This window comes from Nonomuraea sp. NPDC049607, from assembly GCF_040675375.1.
Classification (GTDB): Bacteria; Actinomycetota; Actinomycetes; order Streptosporangiales; family Streptosporangiaceae; genus Nonomuraea.
In genome coordinates, this window is the sequence record NZ_JBFAOV010000022.1 from 146,799 (window position 1) to 162,443 (window position 15,645).

Genomic DNA, 15,645 nt, shown 5'->3' on the forward strand with positions numbered 1-15,645 from the left:
TGCATTCCCGTGACGCCTTTCTGGGCCAATTCGTGAGCGGCAGCGACCTGCATCTGGAGCTCACCGGCAGCGGCGGCGCGCGCGTGCGGCTGATGCGGGCCCTGCGCGAGGCCGTCGGCTCGGGACGGCTGGCCCCCGGCACCCGGTTGCCGCCCTACCGCGCCCTCGCCCTCGACCTGGGCATCGCCCGCAACACGGTGGCCGCCGCCTACGCCGAGCTCGTCGAGGAAGGCTGGCTCACCGCACGTCAGGGCTCGGGCACCGAGGTCGCGCACCGCGCCGCGCCTCTGGAGCCGGACCTGTGGCGGGCTCCCGCGCGTCCGTCCCGCCCGCGGATCGTCCACGACCTGATGCCCAGTTCCCCCGACGCGGCCGCCTTCCCCCGCTCGGCCTGGGCCGCCGCGGCCCGTCGGGCGCTGACCGCCGCGCCCAGCGACGCCTTCGGCGTCGGCGATCCCCGCGGCCGGCTCGAAGTGCGTCAGGCGCTGGTGGACTATCTGGCGCGCACCAGAGGTGTGCGCACCACGGCGCGGCACATCGTGATCTGCTCGGGCTACGCGCACGGGTTGCGGCTGGTGTGCCAGGTGCTGCGCGGCCCGATCGCCGTCGAGTCCTACGGCCTCGCCTTCCACCGCTCTCTGCTGACCGAGGCGGGGCTGAGCACCGTCCCGCTCACCGTGGACGCCCACGGCGCCCGGATCGAGGACCTTCCCGCCACGGACGCGCGAGCGGTCCTGCTGACGCCGGCGCACCAGTACCCCACCGGAGGCGCGCTGCACCCGCGGCGGCGGGCCGCGGTCATCGACTGGGCCCGCGCCACGGGCGGCCTGGTGCTGGAGGACGACTACGACGGCGAGTTCCGCTACGACCGCGAACCGGTCGGCGCCGTGCAGGGGCTCGACCCCGACCGGGTCGTCTACTTCGGCTCGACCAGCAAGAGCCTGTCTCCCTCGCTGCGGCTCGGCTGGATGGCGCTGCCCACCCGGCTGGTGGACGACGTGCTCGCCGCCAAGGGCGCGCGCGAGTTCTGGTCGGGCGTCACCGACCAGCTCACCCTGGCCGACTTCATCGCCGGCGGTGCCTACGACCGCCAGCTGCGCCGTATGCGCGCGATCTACCGGCGCCGCCGGAGCCTGCTCACGGCCACGCTCGCCGAGCGCGCCCCGCACATCACCGTCAGCGGCATCGCCGCGGGCCTGCACGCCGTGCTCGACCTTCCCGCCGGTACGGAGGAGGCCACCCTGCGCGCCGCCCGCCGTCTCGGCCTCGCCCTGGACGGCCTGGGTCCCTACCGGCATCCGGACAGCGCCATGCCGGCCCGCGACGGCCTGGTCATCGGGTACGGCACACCGGCTGAGCACGCGTTCGCCGCCGCGCTGGACGCCCTGTGCCTGGCCCTGCCCGACCCCGGTGACACCGAGGTCGACGAAGAACGGCCGTTCCGGTCCATGGGGGCAGAGGTCGGCGTGCCCGGGGCCGGATCGACGGGAGCCGGGGCGGTGAGGACGCCGGAAAGCACATGACGCGGGGACCCGGTGACTGCTCGGCCGGGTCCCCGCGCCGTAACCGGCTCAGGTCACGGTGAAGATGACCGGGCCGGCCAGGATGGTGTAGCCGTCGTCGTGGAAGTACCAGGCCGCGTAGGAGCCCGGTCCGGGCACCTTGCCGGTGTCCAGGGCGGCGCTGCCGCTGGCGTCGGGCGTGTACGTCCAGACGAAGGACTCCTCCTTCGCGATGGTCGCGCCGTTGTTGTCGGGGTAGACGCCGACCCGGTTCTTGCCGCTGACAGTGTTCGCCGGGGTGGAGTAGCGCACCGTCAGGGGCGCCCCCTTGGCCACGGTGGGCGTGGCGGTGGCGAGGGAGCTCTTGGCGGGGGGCTGCGGTGTCTTCTGCGGTGGCTTCGTGGGCTGGACAGTCAGTTCCCCGGGCCGCACGGGCTTCTTGTACACGTCAGGCGGGGAGTCGAGCCCGGACGGCACCTGGGCCCAGGTGCCGACGATCCTGGGACCGAGGGACCAGTGGAAGATCATCGCCTTGTCGCCCTTGATGAACAAGGTCTCGTCCTGCAGCTGGTCCGGTGAGTTGATCAGCACGGCGTGGTCGAAGTCGCCGCGCATGTCCGAGGGCGCGTTCCCCCAGCTCCATCTGGGCATGTCGGCCAGGGTGCCCTTGTAGGTGCAGCCGCCCTGGGCCCCCACTGGACGATCGCGCACTGGCTTCCTTGAACAGCATGGTGCCGCCGTCCGGCAGGCCCATGACGGCGTCGAGGTCGCTGCGGAACCCTTCCGGGATATGTCGGCCGGAGTCCGGCAGATCGATGATCGGCCCCTTGTACCTGGCCCCGACGCCCCACTCCCAGTCCAGGCACTGGTCCTCGTCGACGAAGATCGTGCGCTGGACGCCCGCCGCGCCCCGGACCTCGAACGCCGCGTCGGTCTGGGTGACGAACGGCTCAGGTATCCCGGCCAGCTTGTTCGGGTAGGCGTCCAGCAGCCGCTCTTCCGAGATCAGCTTCTCCAGGTTGATCTTCGCGACCCGGCCGTCGTGGAGGAACAGCGCTTCCCACGGATCCTGCCGCCCCGGAATGATCGCCGTGAATCCTGTCGGCTTCTTCCGTACGAACTGCACCGGGCCCGGCGGGCCCACCTCGGGGACGCTGGGAGAACACGGAGAAGCTGGCAACGATCACAAACGGTCAGGTTGGACCGAAAGCGAACGCCCCGGACACCGCATTTCCGTTACCGACGCCCCCTACGCCGTAAACATCGCCCTCACGTGGCCTCATCCGGCCACCACCGGCAGGGGGTGGCGCCCACGCGGGCCCACCCCTCTGTCGCGGCTCGGGACAGAGGGGTGGGCCTGAGCCCTACCGCCGGTGTGCCTTGGTGGCGTTCCTTGAGGCGGCGTCGCCGTTCATGGGGAGGCAGGACGGGGTCTGGAAGACGACGCCGTCCAGGAAGTTGCCGAACGTCGGCCTTCCGCCTGCCGCCGAGACCGACTCGAAGGCGAATCGGGTGACGGTCTGCCCGGCGGGGACGACGTAGGTGCCGGTGTGGTGGCCCCAGGCGTTGTTGTCGTCGGAGATGTCGGGGGAGGCGGCCCCGTCCGGGTTCTGGGGGGTGGTGGCGGTCGGGGCGCCGATGAGCACCTGCATGACGTCGGTGCCCAGGCGGCCGCGGTGGTAGAGCGACCAGGTCATCACGGTGCCGGGGACGGTGGGGACGTCCTGGTAGAGGGTGGAGGCCTCGTTGGCGTTCAGTTCGGCGAACTGCCGGCCGTCGGCGGCCGGGACGCCGCTGGCGCTGTTCCAGAACTCCAGCTTCCGGTCGGAGGCGGTGGTGTGCCAGCCGACGGCGGGGTTGGTGGAGGCGTCGGGGATGTCCCAGTCGTAGCGGGCGACGGCGGGCGTCTCGAAGCTGCCGTTGACCAGGTTGATGGGCTCGCGGGTGCACTCGACGGTGACGGTGACCGTGGCGGTGCTGGTGCCGCAGGCGGTCTCGATGGTGTACGTGAAGGTGTCGGTGCCGGCGCGGTCCTTGTCCGGGGTGTAGATCACCTTGTCCCCCGAGATGGTCACCTTGCCGTAGGCGGGCTGGGTGACGGCGCTGATCGCCGGGGCCGTCCCGGTGTCGTTGGCCAGGACGGGCACGGTGACGGGCGTGTTGTCGGTGGTGGAGGCGGTGTCGTCGGCGGCGTTGGTGGGCGAGATGGAGTTCCCGCTGACGATCTGGATGGGCGGGGCCGCGGTGTTGTTGCCGAGCTGGCCGGGGAAGGCGATGACGCTGCTGATGCCGCTCGGCCGGATGGTCATGCTGCGTCCGACGGTGCCGGGGTTGACGCGGAAGGTGATCACGGTCGGACCCGGGTCGGTCTTGGTGCCCGGCGATTGGACGCTCAGGGTGTTGCCGCTGAGGGTGCCGTTGCTGACCGATCCCACGACGGTGGCGCTGGCCAGCAGGGACGACACGTCCCACATGGTGGTGTAGGTGCGGACCAGGGCCGGCCACTGCGCGGTCTGGTGCCGCAGGGTGAGGGTGAAGGTGCTGCCCGGTGCGATCTGGCCGCCCCACAGACTGGGCGAGGTGGTGACCGAGATGGTCCCGCTGCCGAGCCGCCAGCCGAGCGCGTTCTTCCAGTAGTACTCGACGGGGTAGTTGGCCTGGCCGTGCCGGACGCAGGGACCGGCGGCCTGGTGGACGACTCGGCGCGGCGCGGCGGCGGCCTGCGCCGGGGAGGTCGCGGCGAACAGGGGGAGCAGGAGGGCTCCGGTGATGGTCGCCGTCGCCATGATCTTGACGCGGGAGGCGAGGCGGCGTCGGGGACGCGATGTGGGGGTCACTTGCCATCCTTACTTTGAGTAGTTGGCAAATAACTATCTGTGATCGCACAAAGGCGCAAGGGGTTCCTTGCTCACCTCAAGCGGTTCAGGACGTGGTGTCGCGGGTTCGGCGCTGTGCGCCCAGTACGGAGTCGAGCAGGCCGGGGAACAGCGCGTCGAGATCCTCCCGGCGCAGCCGGACCAGCCGGGACCGGCCCTGCACCTTCGTCCAGGTGACGCCGGCCTCGCGCAGCACCCGGTAGTGGTGCGACAGCGTCGTCTGGTGCACGTCGATCTCGGCGCCGATCGCGTTGCAGAAGTCCTCGCCCATCCGGTCGAGCCGCACGACGAGGTCGAGCCGTACCGGATCGGCCAGGGCGCGCAGCACCTCCACCAGTCGGATGGCCTCGGTCGCCGGTTGTGACACCTCACGCATGGCCGCCACGCTACCAATATATGGATACATGGACAAGCATCCATATATTGCCTAAGGTTCCCCTCGTTGCTTCCGAGGTTCCTCTGGAAAGGCGGCACCACCCGGTGTTGAAACGACTGCTTCCCCTGGCCCTGGCGACCTTCGCCGTCGGCACCGACAGCTACGTCATCGCGGGCCTGCTCCCGGCCATAGCCGCCGACCTGCGGGTCTCGACCCCCGCCGCGGGGCAGTTGGTGACGGTGTTCGCCCTGGTGATGGCCCTGTCCGCGCCCGTCATGGGCACGCTCACCAGTGGGCTGGACAGGCGGACCGCGCTGCTGATCGCGTTGGGCGTCTTCGTGGCCGGCAACGCCGCCACCGCCCTGGGCACCGGTTACGACGTGGTGATGATCGCCCGTGTCGTCACCGCGGTCGGGGCCGGCATGATCAACTCCGCCGCCTCCAGCACCGCCGGGGCCATCGCGGCCCCGGAACGCCGAGGCAGGGCCCTGGCCTTCGTGCTGGGCGGCCTCACGTCGGCCACGGCGCTGGGCCTTCCTCTCGGTACGCTGATCGGCCGTACCGACTGGCACCTCACCCTGTGGGCGGTCGCCGGGATCGGCCTCGTCGCGGCCCTCGGGATCGCCGCCGGCCTGCCCAAGGTGACGCTCCCCGCGGCCTCGCTGGGCGACCGGCTGCGCCCGCTCGGGCAGGGCCGGGTCCTCGCGCTGCTGGCCGTCACCACGCTGGTCTTCCTCGGCGCCTACACCCTCTACACCTACATCGGCCCGGCGCTTCAGGAGGCGACCGGCGGCTCCGGACCGCTGCTCGCCGCCGTGCTGCTGGCCTGGGGGGTCGGCGTCCTGGCCGGGAACATCGTCGCCGGACGGCTGGTCGACCGGCACGACCCCGCGCACGTGCTGACCGGTCCCCTCGTCGTCGCCGCCGTCGCCCTCGCGCTCACTTCGGTGGCGACCGCCACGCTGGCGTCCACCCTGGTGTGGGCCGCGGTCTGGGGCGCGGCCCTGGGCGTTGTCGTCGTTCCGCAACAGCACCGGCTCATCGCGCTCAGCCCGGCCGCGGCGCCGGTTCTGCTCGGCCTCAACTCCTCGGCCATCTACCTCGGGATCGCTCTCGGTGGCGGACTGGGCGGGCTGGTCCAGGAGTGGTTCGCCGTCGTGCCCGCCGCGCTGGGGCTGCCGGCCGCCGGTGTCACGACCCTGGCGCTGCTCCACCATCTGACGACCGCCCGCCGCCGCGCGTCCGCGGCGCCTCGGCCGGCTCCCTCCGCCCCGGAGAAGGCCGAGGCGTGACGCCTCCGCCGCCGCAAGGGTGTCATTCCGGCAACCAGTCCAGGAACTGGCCGTGCGGTCCGGTGAAGGCGACCGGCTCCTCGTCCAGGGCCAGGACGAACGCGCCACGGTCGGACGACGGGCTCCGGGGGAGCCGAGCGGCCACGCCGGGCAGTACGCCGGGCGCCTCGTTGGAGATCCACCGGGCGGGCAGGCCGCGCATCGTCCGGACGAACCGATCGCGTTCGTCCTGCGGCAGGTAGGCCAGCACCGCGCTGTGGAACACGACCAGCGTGGCGTCCGGCGGGGCCTGCCCGGCCAGGTCGGCGATGCCGGCGTTCAGATCACCCCGGACGAGGTGGGGCGGTTCGGCGCGCGCGATCCGCGCCGCGGCGCGCAGCCGTACCAGCCGATCTTGCTGCTCCGGCCAGACCAGCGCCTCCAGCCAGCGCAACTGGTCGGCATCGGCGACGTCGAGGGGGTTCAGGTCGATCCCGGCCCGCCACACCACCGACGGCACCTGCTGCGGGACCGGCACCGCTCCGCTGGTCCGGCAGGTCAGGACGACCGGGCCGGCCGGACCCAGGACGGGCCGGTCGTCGAAGCGGTAGGCGTACCGGTCCGGGTACAGGCACAGCCCGGCCGAGGCGCCGACCTCGATCAACGCCAGCGGCTGCGGCAGGCGTGCCAGCAGCGGCAGCAGCGTCGCACACCGGCCCGGCTCGTTGGTCTGGGTGCTGCGGGCCGGCATCGCGGTGCTGACCTCCGTCCAATGGTCGAGCACCCAGGCGCGGAACGCCCCGAAATCATGCACCGGGCCGCCGAGGAAGCGGACCGCGCCGAACAGGAGGTTGGGTTGCCGCTTGGCCGCGGGCAGCGTATCGGCCAGGGCCAGGAGTTCGGGGTCGGCGGCGACGCCGGCGCACAGCCGCTCGTAGCTGGGGGAGTGACCCCGTGCCTCCATCTCCCCGAACGTCCGGTACCGCTCCGCCGTGGTCGTTTCGGCCATCCCGTGCACGATGATCCACCTCTCCCTGGGGCGGGCAGGACTCACAGCTCCTGACCGTCCGTGCCAGCATGATCGATCATGGGATACGAGACCAGTGACGCGACCCTGGCCGCCATCGCCGGCCTGCTCGGGACCACCGCCGAGCACGTACGGCCCCTCCCGCAGGGGGTGGCCAACCAGGTCTTCCTTCTCGGGGACGACCTGGTCCTGCGCGTCCCACGGGCCGAGCAGTTCCTTCCGGACCTGGTCAAGGAGGCCGCGGTCATCCCGTACGCCCTGCGCGCCGGTGTGCGGACTCCGGAGATCGTCGCCTTCGACGACACCTGCTCGGTGGTGGACGTCCCGTACATGGTGCTCACCCGGACGCGGGGAATGGATCTCGCGCGCCTTGAACTGTCCGACGCGGACACCGAACGTCTCCACCGGCAGGTCGGGCGCGAGCTGGGCAGACTGCATCGGCTCACGCCGGACACCGCACCGGCCCTTGCCGGCGTCCCCGCGGACGACGGCGCCGCGGACCCCTGGGCGCTCACCGACGGCCTCGCCAAGGACGGCTGGATCGACGCCGAGACCGCCCGCTGGCTCAGCGGATGGCTCGACCGGCTTTCAACACATCTCCCCACGAGCGCGCCGACGGTCCTGATCCACGGCGACATCGCGCCCCAGAACCTGCTCGTCGCCCCGGAGACGGCCCAGCTCAACGGGATCGTGGATTGGGGCGACGCCGAATGGGCCGACCCCGCTGCCGACTTCGCCAAGATGCCCCTCACCGACGTCCCGGCCATGCTCGACGGCTATCGACGGGAAACCGGCCAGGAAAGCTCGACGACCTGGGAAGCCCGCGTGTTGTGGTGCCACCTCACCTGGGCGCTGGGACGCCTGAAGGATCCCGTCCCGCGTCCGGGCGAACGCCACTGGACCGCCCCTCCGGCCAGCCGGCTCCTCGGCCTGCTCCGCTTCTTCGCCTCGGCTCCACCCGCTCCTTGGACCGATCTGTCCTGACGGCCCGCCGGATCACGCCGCCGCCGGAGCTCCTGGTTCCCCGATCGGGGAATTCAATATAGGTTAGCCTAACCTAAGTAAGGAGCCTGTGGTGGTTGACCCTTTTCGTGCCTTCGATGTCCAGGTTCGAGGCCTGCGGCGGCTGAGCCCGTCGTTTCTCCGCGTGACCTTCACAGGGGATGATCTGCACGAGTTCGCCGACAACGGGTACGACCAGCGCATCAAGCTGGTCCTGCCGATCCCCGGCGCGGGCGTGACACGCTTCCCACGCGGCGCCGACTGGTTCAGGCAGTGGTACGCCCAGGGCGACGAGCGCAACCCGCTGCGCACCTACACCGTCCGCGCGGTCCGGCCCGAGGCCGCCGAGGTCGACATCGACGTCGTCCTGCACGACGACTGCGCCGGGCCCGCCGGACCGGCCGCCCGCTGGATCGCCGCCGCCGAACCCGGCTCCCAGGCGGCTCTTTTCGGCCCGAACGGCCTCCACGACGGCTTCCACGGCGGCCTGGAGTTCCGGCCGCCCGCCGGTTTCGGCAACGTGCTGCTCGCCGGGGACGAGACCGCCGTCCCGGCGATCGTCGGCATCCTGGAACGCCTGCCCGCCCACGTCACCGGCGAGGCCCTGCTGGAGGTGCCGCACGAGGAGGACGTCCTGCCGGTCGTCACCGGGTCGGGCGTGAAGGTCACCTGGCTCGCCCGCGGCGACGCCCCCTGGGGCGCCCGCCTGGAACCCGCCGTCGTGGAGGCCGCCGCCAGGCTCCTGCCCGCGGGCGCGGCAGGCGTCGAGCCCGAGGAGGTCGACGTCGACACCGAGATCCTCTGGGAGGTCCCTGAGGACGGCGACAGCCCCTGCTACGCCTGGCTGGCCGGCGAGGCGGCCGTGATCAAGCGCCTGCGCCGCCACCTCGTCTCCGAACGCGGCATGGACCGCAAGGCCGTGGCCTTCATGGGCTACTGGCGCCAGGGCCGCTCCGAGGACGCGTGAGCCCGCCGTGACCGACCTCTTGCTCCCGGGCCGCTCCGACCACGCGCTCACCGGCACCGGCCTGTGCCTCGGCTACGCGGGCCGCCCCGTCGTCGACGACGCCTGCATCAGCCTGGCCACCGGCGCCGTCACCGCCCTGGTCGGCCCGAACGGCAGCGGCAAGTCCACCCTGCTGCGCGCCCTGGCCCGGCTGCACCGCCCCGACTCCGGCGAGGTACGGCTGGCCGGCGGCGCCGACGCCCTGGCCCTGTCCGCCCGCGACTTCGCCCGCCGGGTGACGCTGCTGGCGCAGAGCCGTCCCACCCCGACCGGCGTACGCGTCAAGGACGTCGTCGGCTACGGCCGCCACCCCCACCGCGGCCGCTGGCGCGCGGGCGACCCCGGCGGACCGGCGGCGATCGAGCACGCCATGGAGCTGACCGGCGTCAGCGCCATGGCGGGACGCCCCGTCGACGAGCTGTCCGGCGGCGAGATGCAGCGCGTGTGGCTGGCCACCTGCCTCGCCCAGGACGCCGGCGTGCTCCTGCTCGACGAGCCCACCACCTTCCTCGACCTGCGCTACCAGGTCGAACTGCTCGAACTCGTGCGCGACCTCGCCGACCGGCACGGCGTGGCCGTCGGCGTCGTCCTGCACGACCTCAACCAGGCCGCCGAGATCGCGGACCGGGTCGTGCTCCTCCAGGGCGGCCGGGTCCGCGCCGACGGCGCGCCGCACGAGGTGCTCACCGAGGACCTGCTCACCGAGGCCTACGGCATCCGCGTCGAGGCCACGATCGATTCCCTCACCGGACTGGTCCGCACCAGGCCGCTGGGCCGCCATCTGGCGATGAAAGGCTGAAAGATCCCATGCGTTCCCTCCCGGCGGTCATGGCCGCCATGCTGCTGCTGACCGCCTGCGGCACCACCGAGGCTCCCGTGGCTCCCGCGACCCCTGCGGCTCAGGAGCCGTCGGCCGGTGCCGCCGCTCCGGTCACCGTGACCGACGCCCGCGGCAAGCAGGTCACCCTCGACCGGCCCGCGACCCGCGTCGTCGGCCTGGAATGGGGCGAGGTCGAGATGCTGGTCGCGCTCGGGGTCCAGCCGGTCGGCGCGGCCGACGTCAAGGGGTACGGCACCTGGGTCACCGCGGCCCCGCTCGACGCCTCCGTCAAGGACGTCGGCACCCGCCAGGAGCCCAGCGTCGACTCCATCGCCGCCCTCCGGCCGGACCTCGTCGTCATGGAGTCCGACGACTCCGGGCTCATCGGCCAGTTGGAGAAGATCGCCCCGGTCATCGTCGCCAAGGGCAGCGACGCCGCCGCGAACCTCACCCGCATGCGCGACGACCTCACCCTGCTCGCCACCGCCGTCGGCCGGACGGAGCAGGCGACCAAGGTGATGGCCGACTTCGACGCCGCGATGGCCGAGGGCAAGGCCAAGATCGCCGCCTCCGGCTCGGCCGGGCAGAAGTTCATGATGGCCGACGGCTGGAAGGACGGCAGCAAGATCTCCATCCGCCCGTTCGGCAAGGGCTCGCTGGTCTCCGACGTGGCCGAGCGGCTCGGCCTGGCCAACGCCTGGACCGGCGAGGTCGACGAGCAGTGGGGCCTCGGCAGCACCGACATCGAGGGCATGACCGCCGTCAAGGACGAGAACCTGCGCTTCTTCTACAACGCCTCCGACGGCGCCGACGTCTTCGCCGACCTGGCCGGCAACGCCCTGTGGAAGTCGCTGAGCTTCGTCAAGCAGAACCGCGTCACCAAACTCCCCGACGGCATCTGGACCTTCGGCGGCCCCCTGTCGTGCCGGCAGTACGCCGACGCCCTGGTGAAGGCCTACACCGGGTGATCACCGCAGTCGAGGCCCCCACGACGCCGCTGCGCAGGCTCGGCGTCGCGGGGGCCTTCCTCGTGACCCTGGCCGTCATCGCCGCCCTCGCCGCGCTGCACCTGACGCAGGGCACCTCCGACACCGACCTGTTCGCCCTCGACGACCAGGCGATGAACGTGCTGGTCGCCTCCCGGCTGCCGCGTCTGCTGGCGGCGGTCAGCGTCGGCGTCGCGCTCGGCGCGGCGGGCGCGCTGCTGCAGTCGGTCGCCCGCAACCCGCTGGCCTCGCCCGACACCCTCGCCGTCAGCAACGGCGCCTACCTGGCGGTCGTGCTGGCCGCCACCTTCGGCCTGAGCCTGCCGGCCTTCCTGTCCGGCGGCCTGTCCTTCCTCGGCGGCCTGGCCGCCGCCGCCCTGGTGCTCGCCCTGTCGGCGGGCGGCAGAACCGGCACCACCCGGCTGATCCTCGCCGGCTCCGCGACCGCGCTGGCCCTGCAGTCGGTGACCACCCTGCTCATGATCCTCTTCCAGGAGGAGAACACCGGCCTGTTCGCCTGGGGCAGCGGCTCGCTCGTCCAGAGCGACCTCGGCGGCGTCACCCAGATGGCCCTGGTCGTCGTGCCGGCGATCGGGGCGGCCGTCGCCCTCGGCTCCCGCCTCGACATCCTCGGCCTGGGCGACGACACCGCGACGGTGCTGGGCGTCAACGTCCGGCGGCTGCGGCTGACCGTCATCGTGCTCGCCGTCCTGCTCTCGGCCGCCGCGGTCACCGTCGCCGGGCCCGTCGGCTTCGTCGGCCTGTGCGCGCCGGTCATCGTCCGCCTGCCGGCCCGGCGGCTGCCCGAGCTGAGCCGGCACCGCGCCCTGGTGCCGCTCTCGGCGCTGGCCGGCGTGGTCATCCTGCTCGCCTCCGACCTCGCGCTGCGCTTCGTGCTCGGCGCCCGGGCCGGGGTGGACGTGCCGCCGGGCGTGGTGACCGCGATGCTGGGCGCGGGCGTGCTCCTGTGGCTGGCCCGCCGGCACCGCGACGCCGGCCCGACCAGGCAGCCGCCGACCGTCCGCACCGCTGACCCCGGCCGCGCCGCCTTCGCGGTGATCCTCCTGTCCGGTACGGCGCTGCTGGCCGGCGCCGTCGTGCTGGGCCTGCTCGGCGGCGACACCTGGCTGCTGCTCGGCGACGTCGCCAACTGGCTGCAGGGCAGGACCGGCAAGGCGCTGACGTACGTGCTCGATCAGCGCTGGCCCCGCGTCGCCGCGGCGGTCCTGGCCGGTGCGGCGCTCGCCGTCTCCGGCGCGGCCTTCCAGGCCGTCTCCCGCAACCCGCTGGCAGAACCGGGCGTGCTCGGCATCACCGCGGGCGCCGGCGCGGCGGCGGTCGCGACGCTCACCCTCGTGCCCATGGCCGGGATCGCCGCGGTGTCCGGCGCCGCCGGGCTCGGCGCGCTCGCCGCCTTCGCCCTGGTCTACCTGCTGGCCTGGCGCGGCGGGCTCAGCTCCGACCGGCTCGTGCTCATGGGCATCGGCGCGCACGCGCTGTTCAACGCGGTCACTGTGCTGATCATCGTCAGGTCCGACCCGTGGAACACCGCCAAGGCGCTCACGTGGCTCTCCGGTTCCACCTACGGACGGGTCCCCGCCCAGCTCCTGCCGGTCGCCGTGGCGCTCGCGCTCTTCCTGCCACTGGCTCTGTGGCTGCGGCGCGACCTCGACCTGCTCGCGCTGGACGAGGACACGCCCCGGGTGCTCGGCGTGCCGCTCGAACCCGTGCGGCTGCTGGCGCTGGGCGGCGCCGTGCTCCTCACCTCCACCGCGGTCTCGGTCGTCGGCGTGGTGGGGTTCGTCGGGCTCGTCGCCCCGCACGCCGCCCGCGCGCTCGTCGGCGGCAGGCACGTCCGGCTCCTGCCCGCCGCGGCGGTGCTCGGGGCGGTGCTGGTGAGCCTGGCCGACACGCTGGGCCGTACCGTCATCGCACCCGCCCAGGTGCCGGCCGGGCTGGTCACCGCGCTGCTCGGCACGCCGTACTTCGTGTGGCTGCTCTGGCGCTCGCGCGCCGCTTCCGCTACGTGATCTACGTTGTAAAGGGGTGCGGCTGAACCGCCTGGCGCACCCGGTCCGGCGAGGTGCGCCAGGGGGCGCCGTGGCCGGATCGCCGGACTGCCGGTGTCCTGGGTGCTCCCCGACGGTGGCCCGCATGAGCGACAGCAGCAAACATGGCATGTAATCGACAGGGCCGGGTGGCTGCTGCGGGCAGCGTGGCGGTGCACGCCCCGCTCGCCGACGCCGTCTTCGTCGGGGACGCCCTCACCACGCGCCACGTCCTCACCGGACGCGAAGGCCCCCAACCGGCCCCTACGAAGCACGCTCCTGGGCACCCGGCACGCACTTCCGCACCTGATCAAAGGTGGCGGCGGCTCGGTCGTCAACACCGCCTCGGTGGCCGGTCTGGTGGGAGACGTCCTCCAGATCGCCTACGGCGCGGTGAAGGCCGCCGTCATCAACATCACGAAGTCGATCGCCGTGCAGTACGGCCCGCAGCGCGTCCGCTGCAACGCCGTGGCGCCGGGCGCGGTGGTCACCCCTGCTCTGCTGGGCAATCTCCCTGAGGAGGTCGTCGAGAGCCTCGAACGAGTGAACGCCCTGCCTTACCTGGGCGACCCGGAGGACATCGGCCACACCATGGTCTTCCTCGCCTCCGACGAATCGCGGTACATGACGGGCCAGCTCCTCGTCGTCGACGGCGGCATGACGATTCGCTCCCCTGCCGCACAAGGGCGCCAGGACATGCTCCCACCCAGCAGTTGACGCCGCCGTGCCCCGGTGAGAGGACGCGGCGTGCGCGCTCAGGGGCTGGTCGGGGCCCACCATGTCAGGTTGGCGGCGGCCTGGGAGACCGGTTCGATGATCTCCCACGCCTCGGCGATGAGGCCGCCGTCCAGGCGCCAGATGTCGACGACCACGATCTCCGGCCCGCCGTCGGGCGCCCACCGGCGTGAGTGCATCACGACGTGGTCGCCGTCGGCCAGCACGTGGTCGATCTCCACGCGCATGCCGGCCAGCGGGGTGAGCGCGGAACGGACGGCGTCCAGCCATTCCGCCTTGGTCGAGTTCTCCGCATCGGGCCGGTGATGGAGGAAGTCGTCGTGGAGCAGCGGCGCGAGCGCGTTGACGTCGCCCGTTCCGAGCAGTTCCGTGAGCGCGCGCTGAACGATGGCCTTGTTGTCGGTCGTCATGGAAACAGTGTTTCCAGCCCTGCGGAGGATGTCGATGAAAAGGGATTTCATGGCGGGCGGCGAGTAATCTCGACGGCCATGCGCACTGTCGGGGAAATGTTGCGGCACTGGCGGCACCGCCGGAGGCTCAGCCAACTCGATCTCGCGATCGCCGCCGACGTCTCGGCCCGTCACGTGAGCCTGGTGGAGACCGGCAAGTCCAACCCGAGCGCCGACATGATCCTGCGGCTCGCCGACCAGCTCGACATTCCGCTGCGCGAACGCAACCGGCTGCTGCTGGCCGCCGGTTTCGCCCCCCGGTACGCCGAACGTCCGCTCACCGGGGACGCGCTGGTGACGGCCGGGGACGCGATCGCTCGGGTGCTGCGCGCCCACGAGCCGTACCCGGCGGTGGTCCTCGACCGCCGGTGGAACATCGTGATGGCCAACCGCGCCATCGACGCGTTCCTCGTGGACGTCGCGCCCGACCTGCTGCGTCCGCCGATCAACATCCTGCGGCTCGGGCTGGAGGGCCGCGGGCTCGCTCCCCGGATCGTCAACCTGCCCGAGGTGCGCGCGGTGCTCCGGGCCCGGATCTCCCGCCAGCTCGCCGTCGCGCCCGACGCCGAACTCCACGCGATCTACGAGGAACTGCTCGCGCCGGGTCCCGAGGAACAGCCCGCGCGGGGCTTCGAGGAGCCGGGCCGGTCGATCGGGTCCGAGGTCACCGTTGCGATGATCTTCCGGTTCGGCGACGTCGAACTGCGGCTGTTCTCGACCACCACCACGTTCGGCACCCCGATGGACATCACCCTGGACGAGATCTCGATCGAGTCGTACTACCCGGCCGACGCCGAGACCGCCGCCTATTTCACGAAATTCGGGGCGGACGTACTGGCGGGGGAGTGACCGTCGACCGCAGGGGCCGTCATCGTGACGGCAGTCACGCCCACCCCGCTCACCAAGGCCGCCGTTGCCGACACGATCTGTCCAGTGTTGTTGAGGTCTGCTTCCGGTGCCCGTGGGAAACGGAATCCTCCGTGGCGCTCAACGTGACGCTCCGAATACTCTCGGTGAGAATCCGTTCCGCAACCAGGGAGACCTCGCATGAGCATGATCCAGACGGGCATCCTCCAGCTCGACTCCCAGCACCCGGTTGAGGAGACCGGCGGCAACACCTCCACCTTCACCCGGGTCACCTTCCCCACCCCCTTCCCGCAGGGGGCCCAGGTCGTCGTCATCCCCGCCGTCCAGACGTTCAACGGCCCGTACACGCCGGGCCTCAGGATCGCCGACGTCACCCACCAGGGCTTCAAGATCCGCTTCAACGAGGTCCTGGTGACCGGCACCGTCAAGAGCGACGGCTACCACGCCGTCGAGACCGTCGGCTGGATCGCGACGACGGTCTAGGGGGCGCGGGCCGTTCTCCAGCCGACGGCCAGGGGGGGCGATGGGGGGGGGGGGTGGTGGGAGCCCCGAGCGCACCTAAGGGACTGGCCGGCGCGGGGGGGGGGGGCCGGGCCCCTCAGGGGCGACTCCCGGGCGGGGCGGCGGGGGCGGGGGTGTACGGCGCGGACGTGTGCCTCGGCGGAGGCGTCACGGCCGGA

15 protein-coding genes are annotated in these 15,645 nt (G+C 72.3%); 10 read left to right on the plus strand and 5 right to left on the minus strand.

Translation table 11 applies throughout. The annotated features are described in order from the left end of the window. Window positions 1–32: 32 nt before the first annotated feature. Complete coding sequence (locus AB0J97_RS34430; RefSeq protein ID WP_364096537.1) at window positions 33–1,523, plus strand: PLP-dependent aminotransferase family protein; 1,491 nt, start codon at window positions 33–35, stop codon at window positions 1,521–1,523. Window positions 1,524–1,571: 48 nt separating this feature from the next. Here the strand turns inward: AB0J97_RS34430 and AB0J97_RS34435 are convergent, their stop codons facing one another. The 3 genes from AB0J97_RS34435 to AB0J97_RS34445 form a co-directional block, all read right to left on the minus strand. Then, window positions 1,572–2,213, minus strand: coding sequence for a hypothetical protein (locus AB0J97_RS34435; protein WP_364096540.1), 642 nt, complete (start codon window positions 2,211–2,213; stop codon window positions 1,572–1,574). A 653-nt stretch (window positions 2,214–2,866) separates the two neighbouring features. Continuing rightward, window positions 2,867–4,339 carry an Ig-like domain-containing protein gene (locus AB0J97_RS34440; RefSeq protein WP_364096543.1) on the minus strand — a complete coding sequence of 491 codons (1,473 nt, stop codon included), beginning with the start codon at window positions 4,337–4,339 and terminating at the stop codon, window positions 2,867–2,869. Window positions 4,340–4,424: 85 nt separating this feature from the next. Then, entirely contained in the window at window positions 4,425–4,754 is a 330-nt protein-coding gene (locus AB0J97_RS34445) for a helix-turn-helix domain-containing protein (RefSeq protein WP_364096546.1), read from the minus strand. Window positions 4,755–4,858: 104 nt separating this feature from the next. Here AB0J97_RS34445 and AB0J97_RS34450 point away from each other — a divergent pair, with 104 nt between their 5' ends. Continuing rightward, window positions 4,859–6,046 (plus strand): MFS transporter, encoded by a 1,188-nt coding sequence (locus AB0J97_RS34450; RefSeq protein WP_364096549.1) that lies wholly within the window; start codon window positions 4,859–4,861, stop codon window positions 6,044–6,046. 22 nt (window positions 6,047–6,068) lie between these two features. Here the strand turns inward: AB0J97_RS34450 and AB0J97_RS34455 are convergent, their stop codons facing one another. Then, complete coding sequence (locus tag AB0J97_RS34455) at window positions 6,069–7,034, minus strand: DUF2332 domain-containing protein (protein ID WP_364096552.1); 966 nt, start codon at window positions 7,032–7,034, stop codon at window positions 6,069–6,071. Between the two features lie 78 nt (window positions 7,035–7,112). Between AB0J97_RS34455 and AB0J97_RS34460 the strand changes: the two genes are divergently transcribed. The 6 genes from AB0J97_RS34460 to AB0J97_RS34485 all read left to right on the plus strand — a co-directional run bounded on the left by AB0J97_RS34460 (window position 7,113) and on the right by AB0J97_RS34485 (window position 13,631). Continuing rightward, on the plus strand, window positions 7,113–8,036 hold the full coding sequence (locus AB0J97_RS34460; RefSeq protein WP_364096555.1) for an aminoglycoside phosphotransferase family protein: 924 nt from the start codon (window positions 7,113–7,115) through the stop codon (window positions 8,034–8,036). Between the two features lie 91 nt (window positions 8,037–8,127). Next, a complete protein-coding gene (locus tag AB0J97_RS34465) occupies window positions 8,128–9,021 on the plus strand; it encodes a siderophore-interacting protein (RefSeq protein ID WP_364096558.1) in 894 nt (297 codons plus the stop codon). A 7-nt stretch (window positions 9,022–9,028) separates the two neighbouring features. Beyond that, window positions 9,029–9,859, plus strand: coding sequence for an ABC transporter ATP-binding protein (locus AB0J97_RS34470; RefSeq protein WP_357703164.1), 831 nt, complete (start codon window positions 9,029–9,031; stop codon window positions 9,857–9,859). Window positions 9,860–9,867: 8 nt separating this feature from the next. Next, window positions 9,868–10,848: an iron-siderophore ABC transporter substrate-binding protein gene (locus AB0J97_RS34475; RefSeq protein ID WP_364096561.1), complete on the plus strand. Its 981-nt coding sequence runs from the start codon at window positions 9,868–9,870 to the stop codon at window positions 10,846–10,848. Continuing rightward, the gene (locus AB0J97_RS34480) at window positions 10,845–12,896 is read left to right on the plus strand and encodes an iron ABC transporter permease (RefSeq protein ID WP_364096564.1); all 2,052 of its coding nucleotides are present in this window, start codon (window positions 10,845–10,847) and stop codon (window positions 12,894–12,896) included. Before AB0J97_RS34475 ends, AB0J97_RS34480 begins: the two co-directional genes overlap by 4 nt. 102 nt (window positions 12,897–12,998) lie before the next feature. Continuing rightward, the gene (locus AB0J97_RS34485; RefSeq protein WP_364096586.1) at window positions 12,999–13,631 is read left to right on the plus strand and encodes an SDR family oxidoreductase; all 633 of its coding nucleotides are present in this window, start codon (window positions 12,999–13,001) and stop codon (window positions 13,629–13,631) included. A gap of 38 nt (window positions 13,632–13,669) precedes the next feature. Here AB0J97_RS34485 and AB0J97_RS34490 read toward each other — a convergent pair whose 3' ends face one another. Then, window positions 13,670–14,059, minus strand: coding sequence for a nuclear transport factor 2 family protein (locus AB0J97_RS34490; RefSeq protein WP_364096567.1), 390 nt, complete (start codon window positions 14,057–14,059; stop codon window positions 13,670–13,672). A 78-nt stretch (window positions 14,060–14,137) separates the two neighbouring features. Here AB0J97_RS34490 and AB0J97_RS34495 point away from each other — a divergent pair, with 78 nt between their 5' ends. Next, a complete protein-coding gene (locus AB0J97_RS34495) occupies window positions 14,138–14,947 on the plus strand; it encodes a helix-turn-helix transcriptional regulator (RefSeq protein WP_364096570.1) in 810 nt (269 codons plus the stop codon). A 198-nt stretch (window positions 14,948–15,145) separates the two neighbouring features. After that, window positions 15,146–15,448, plus strand: coding sequence for a hypothetical protein (locus tag AB0J97_RS34500; RefSeq protein ID WP_364096573.1), 303 nt, complete (start codon window positions 15,146–15,148; stop codon window positions 15,446–15,448). Window positions 15,449–15,645: the final 197 nt, after the last annotated feature.

Bases quoted from the DNA above. Each gene is read 5' to 3' on its own strand.
- AB0J97_RS34460 (WP_364096555.1), top strand. From the start codon at position 7,113: ATGGGATACGAGACCAGTGACGCGACCCTGGCCGCCATCGCCGGCCTG.
- AB0J97_RS34445 (WP_364096546.1), bottom strand. From the start codon at position 4,754: ATGCGTGAGGTGTCACAACCGGCGACCGAGGCCATCCGACTGGTGGAG.
- AB0J97_RS34500 (WP_364096573.1), top strand. From the start codon at position 15,146: ATGAGCATGATCCAGACGGGCATCCTCCAGCTCGACTCCCAGCACCCG.
- AB0J97_RS34455 (WP_364096552.1), bottom strand. From the start codon at position 7,034: ATGGCCGAAACGACCACGGCGGAGCGGTACCGGACGTTCGGGGAGATG.
- AB0J97_RS34490 (WP_364096567.1), bottom strand. From the start codon at position 14,059: ATGACGACCGACAACAAGGCCATCGTTCAGCGCGCGCTCACGGAACTG.
- AB0J97_RS34495 (WP_364096570.1), top strand. From the start codon at position 14,138: ATGCGCACTGTCGGGGAAATGTTGCGGCACTGGCGGCACCGCCGGAGG.
- AB0J97_RS34475 (WP_364096561.1), top strand. From the start codon at position 9,868: ATGCGTTCCCTCCCGGCGGTCATGGCCGCCATGCTGCTGCTGACCGCC.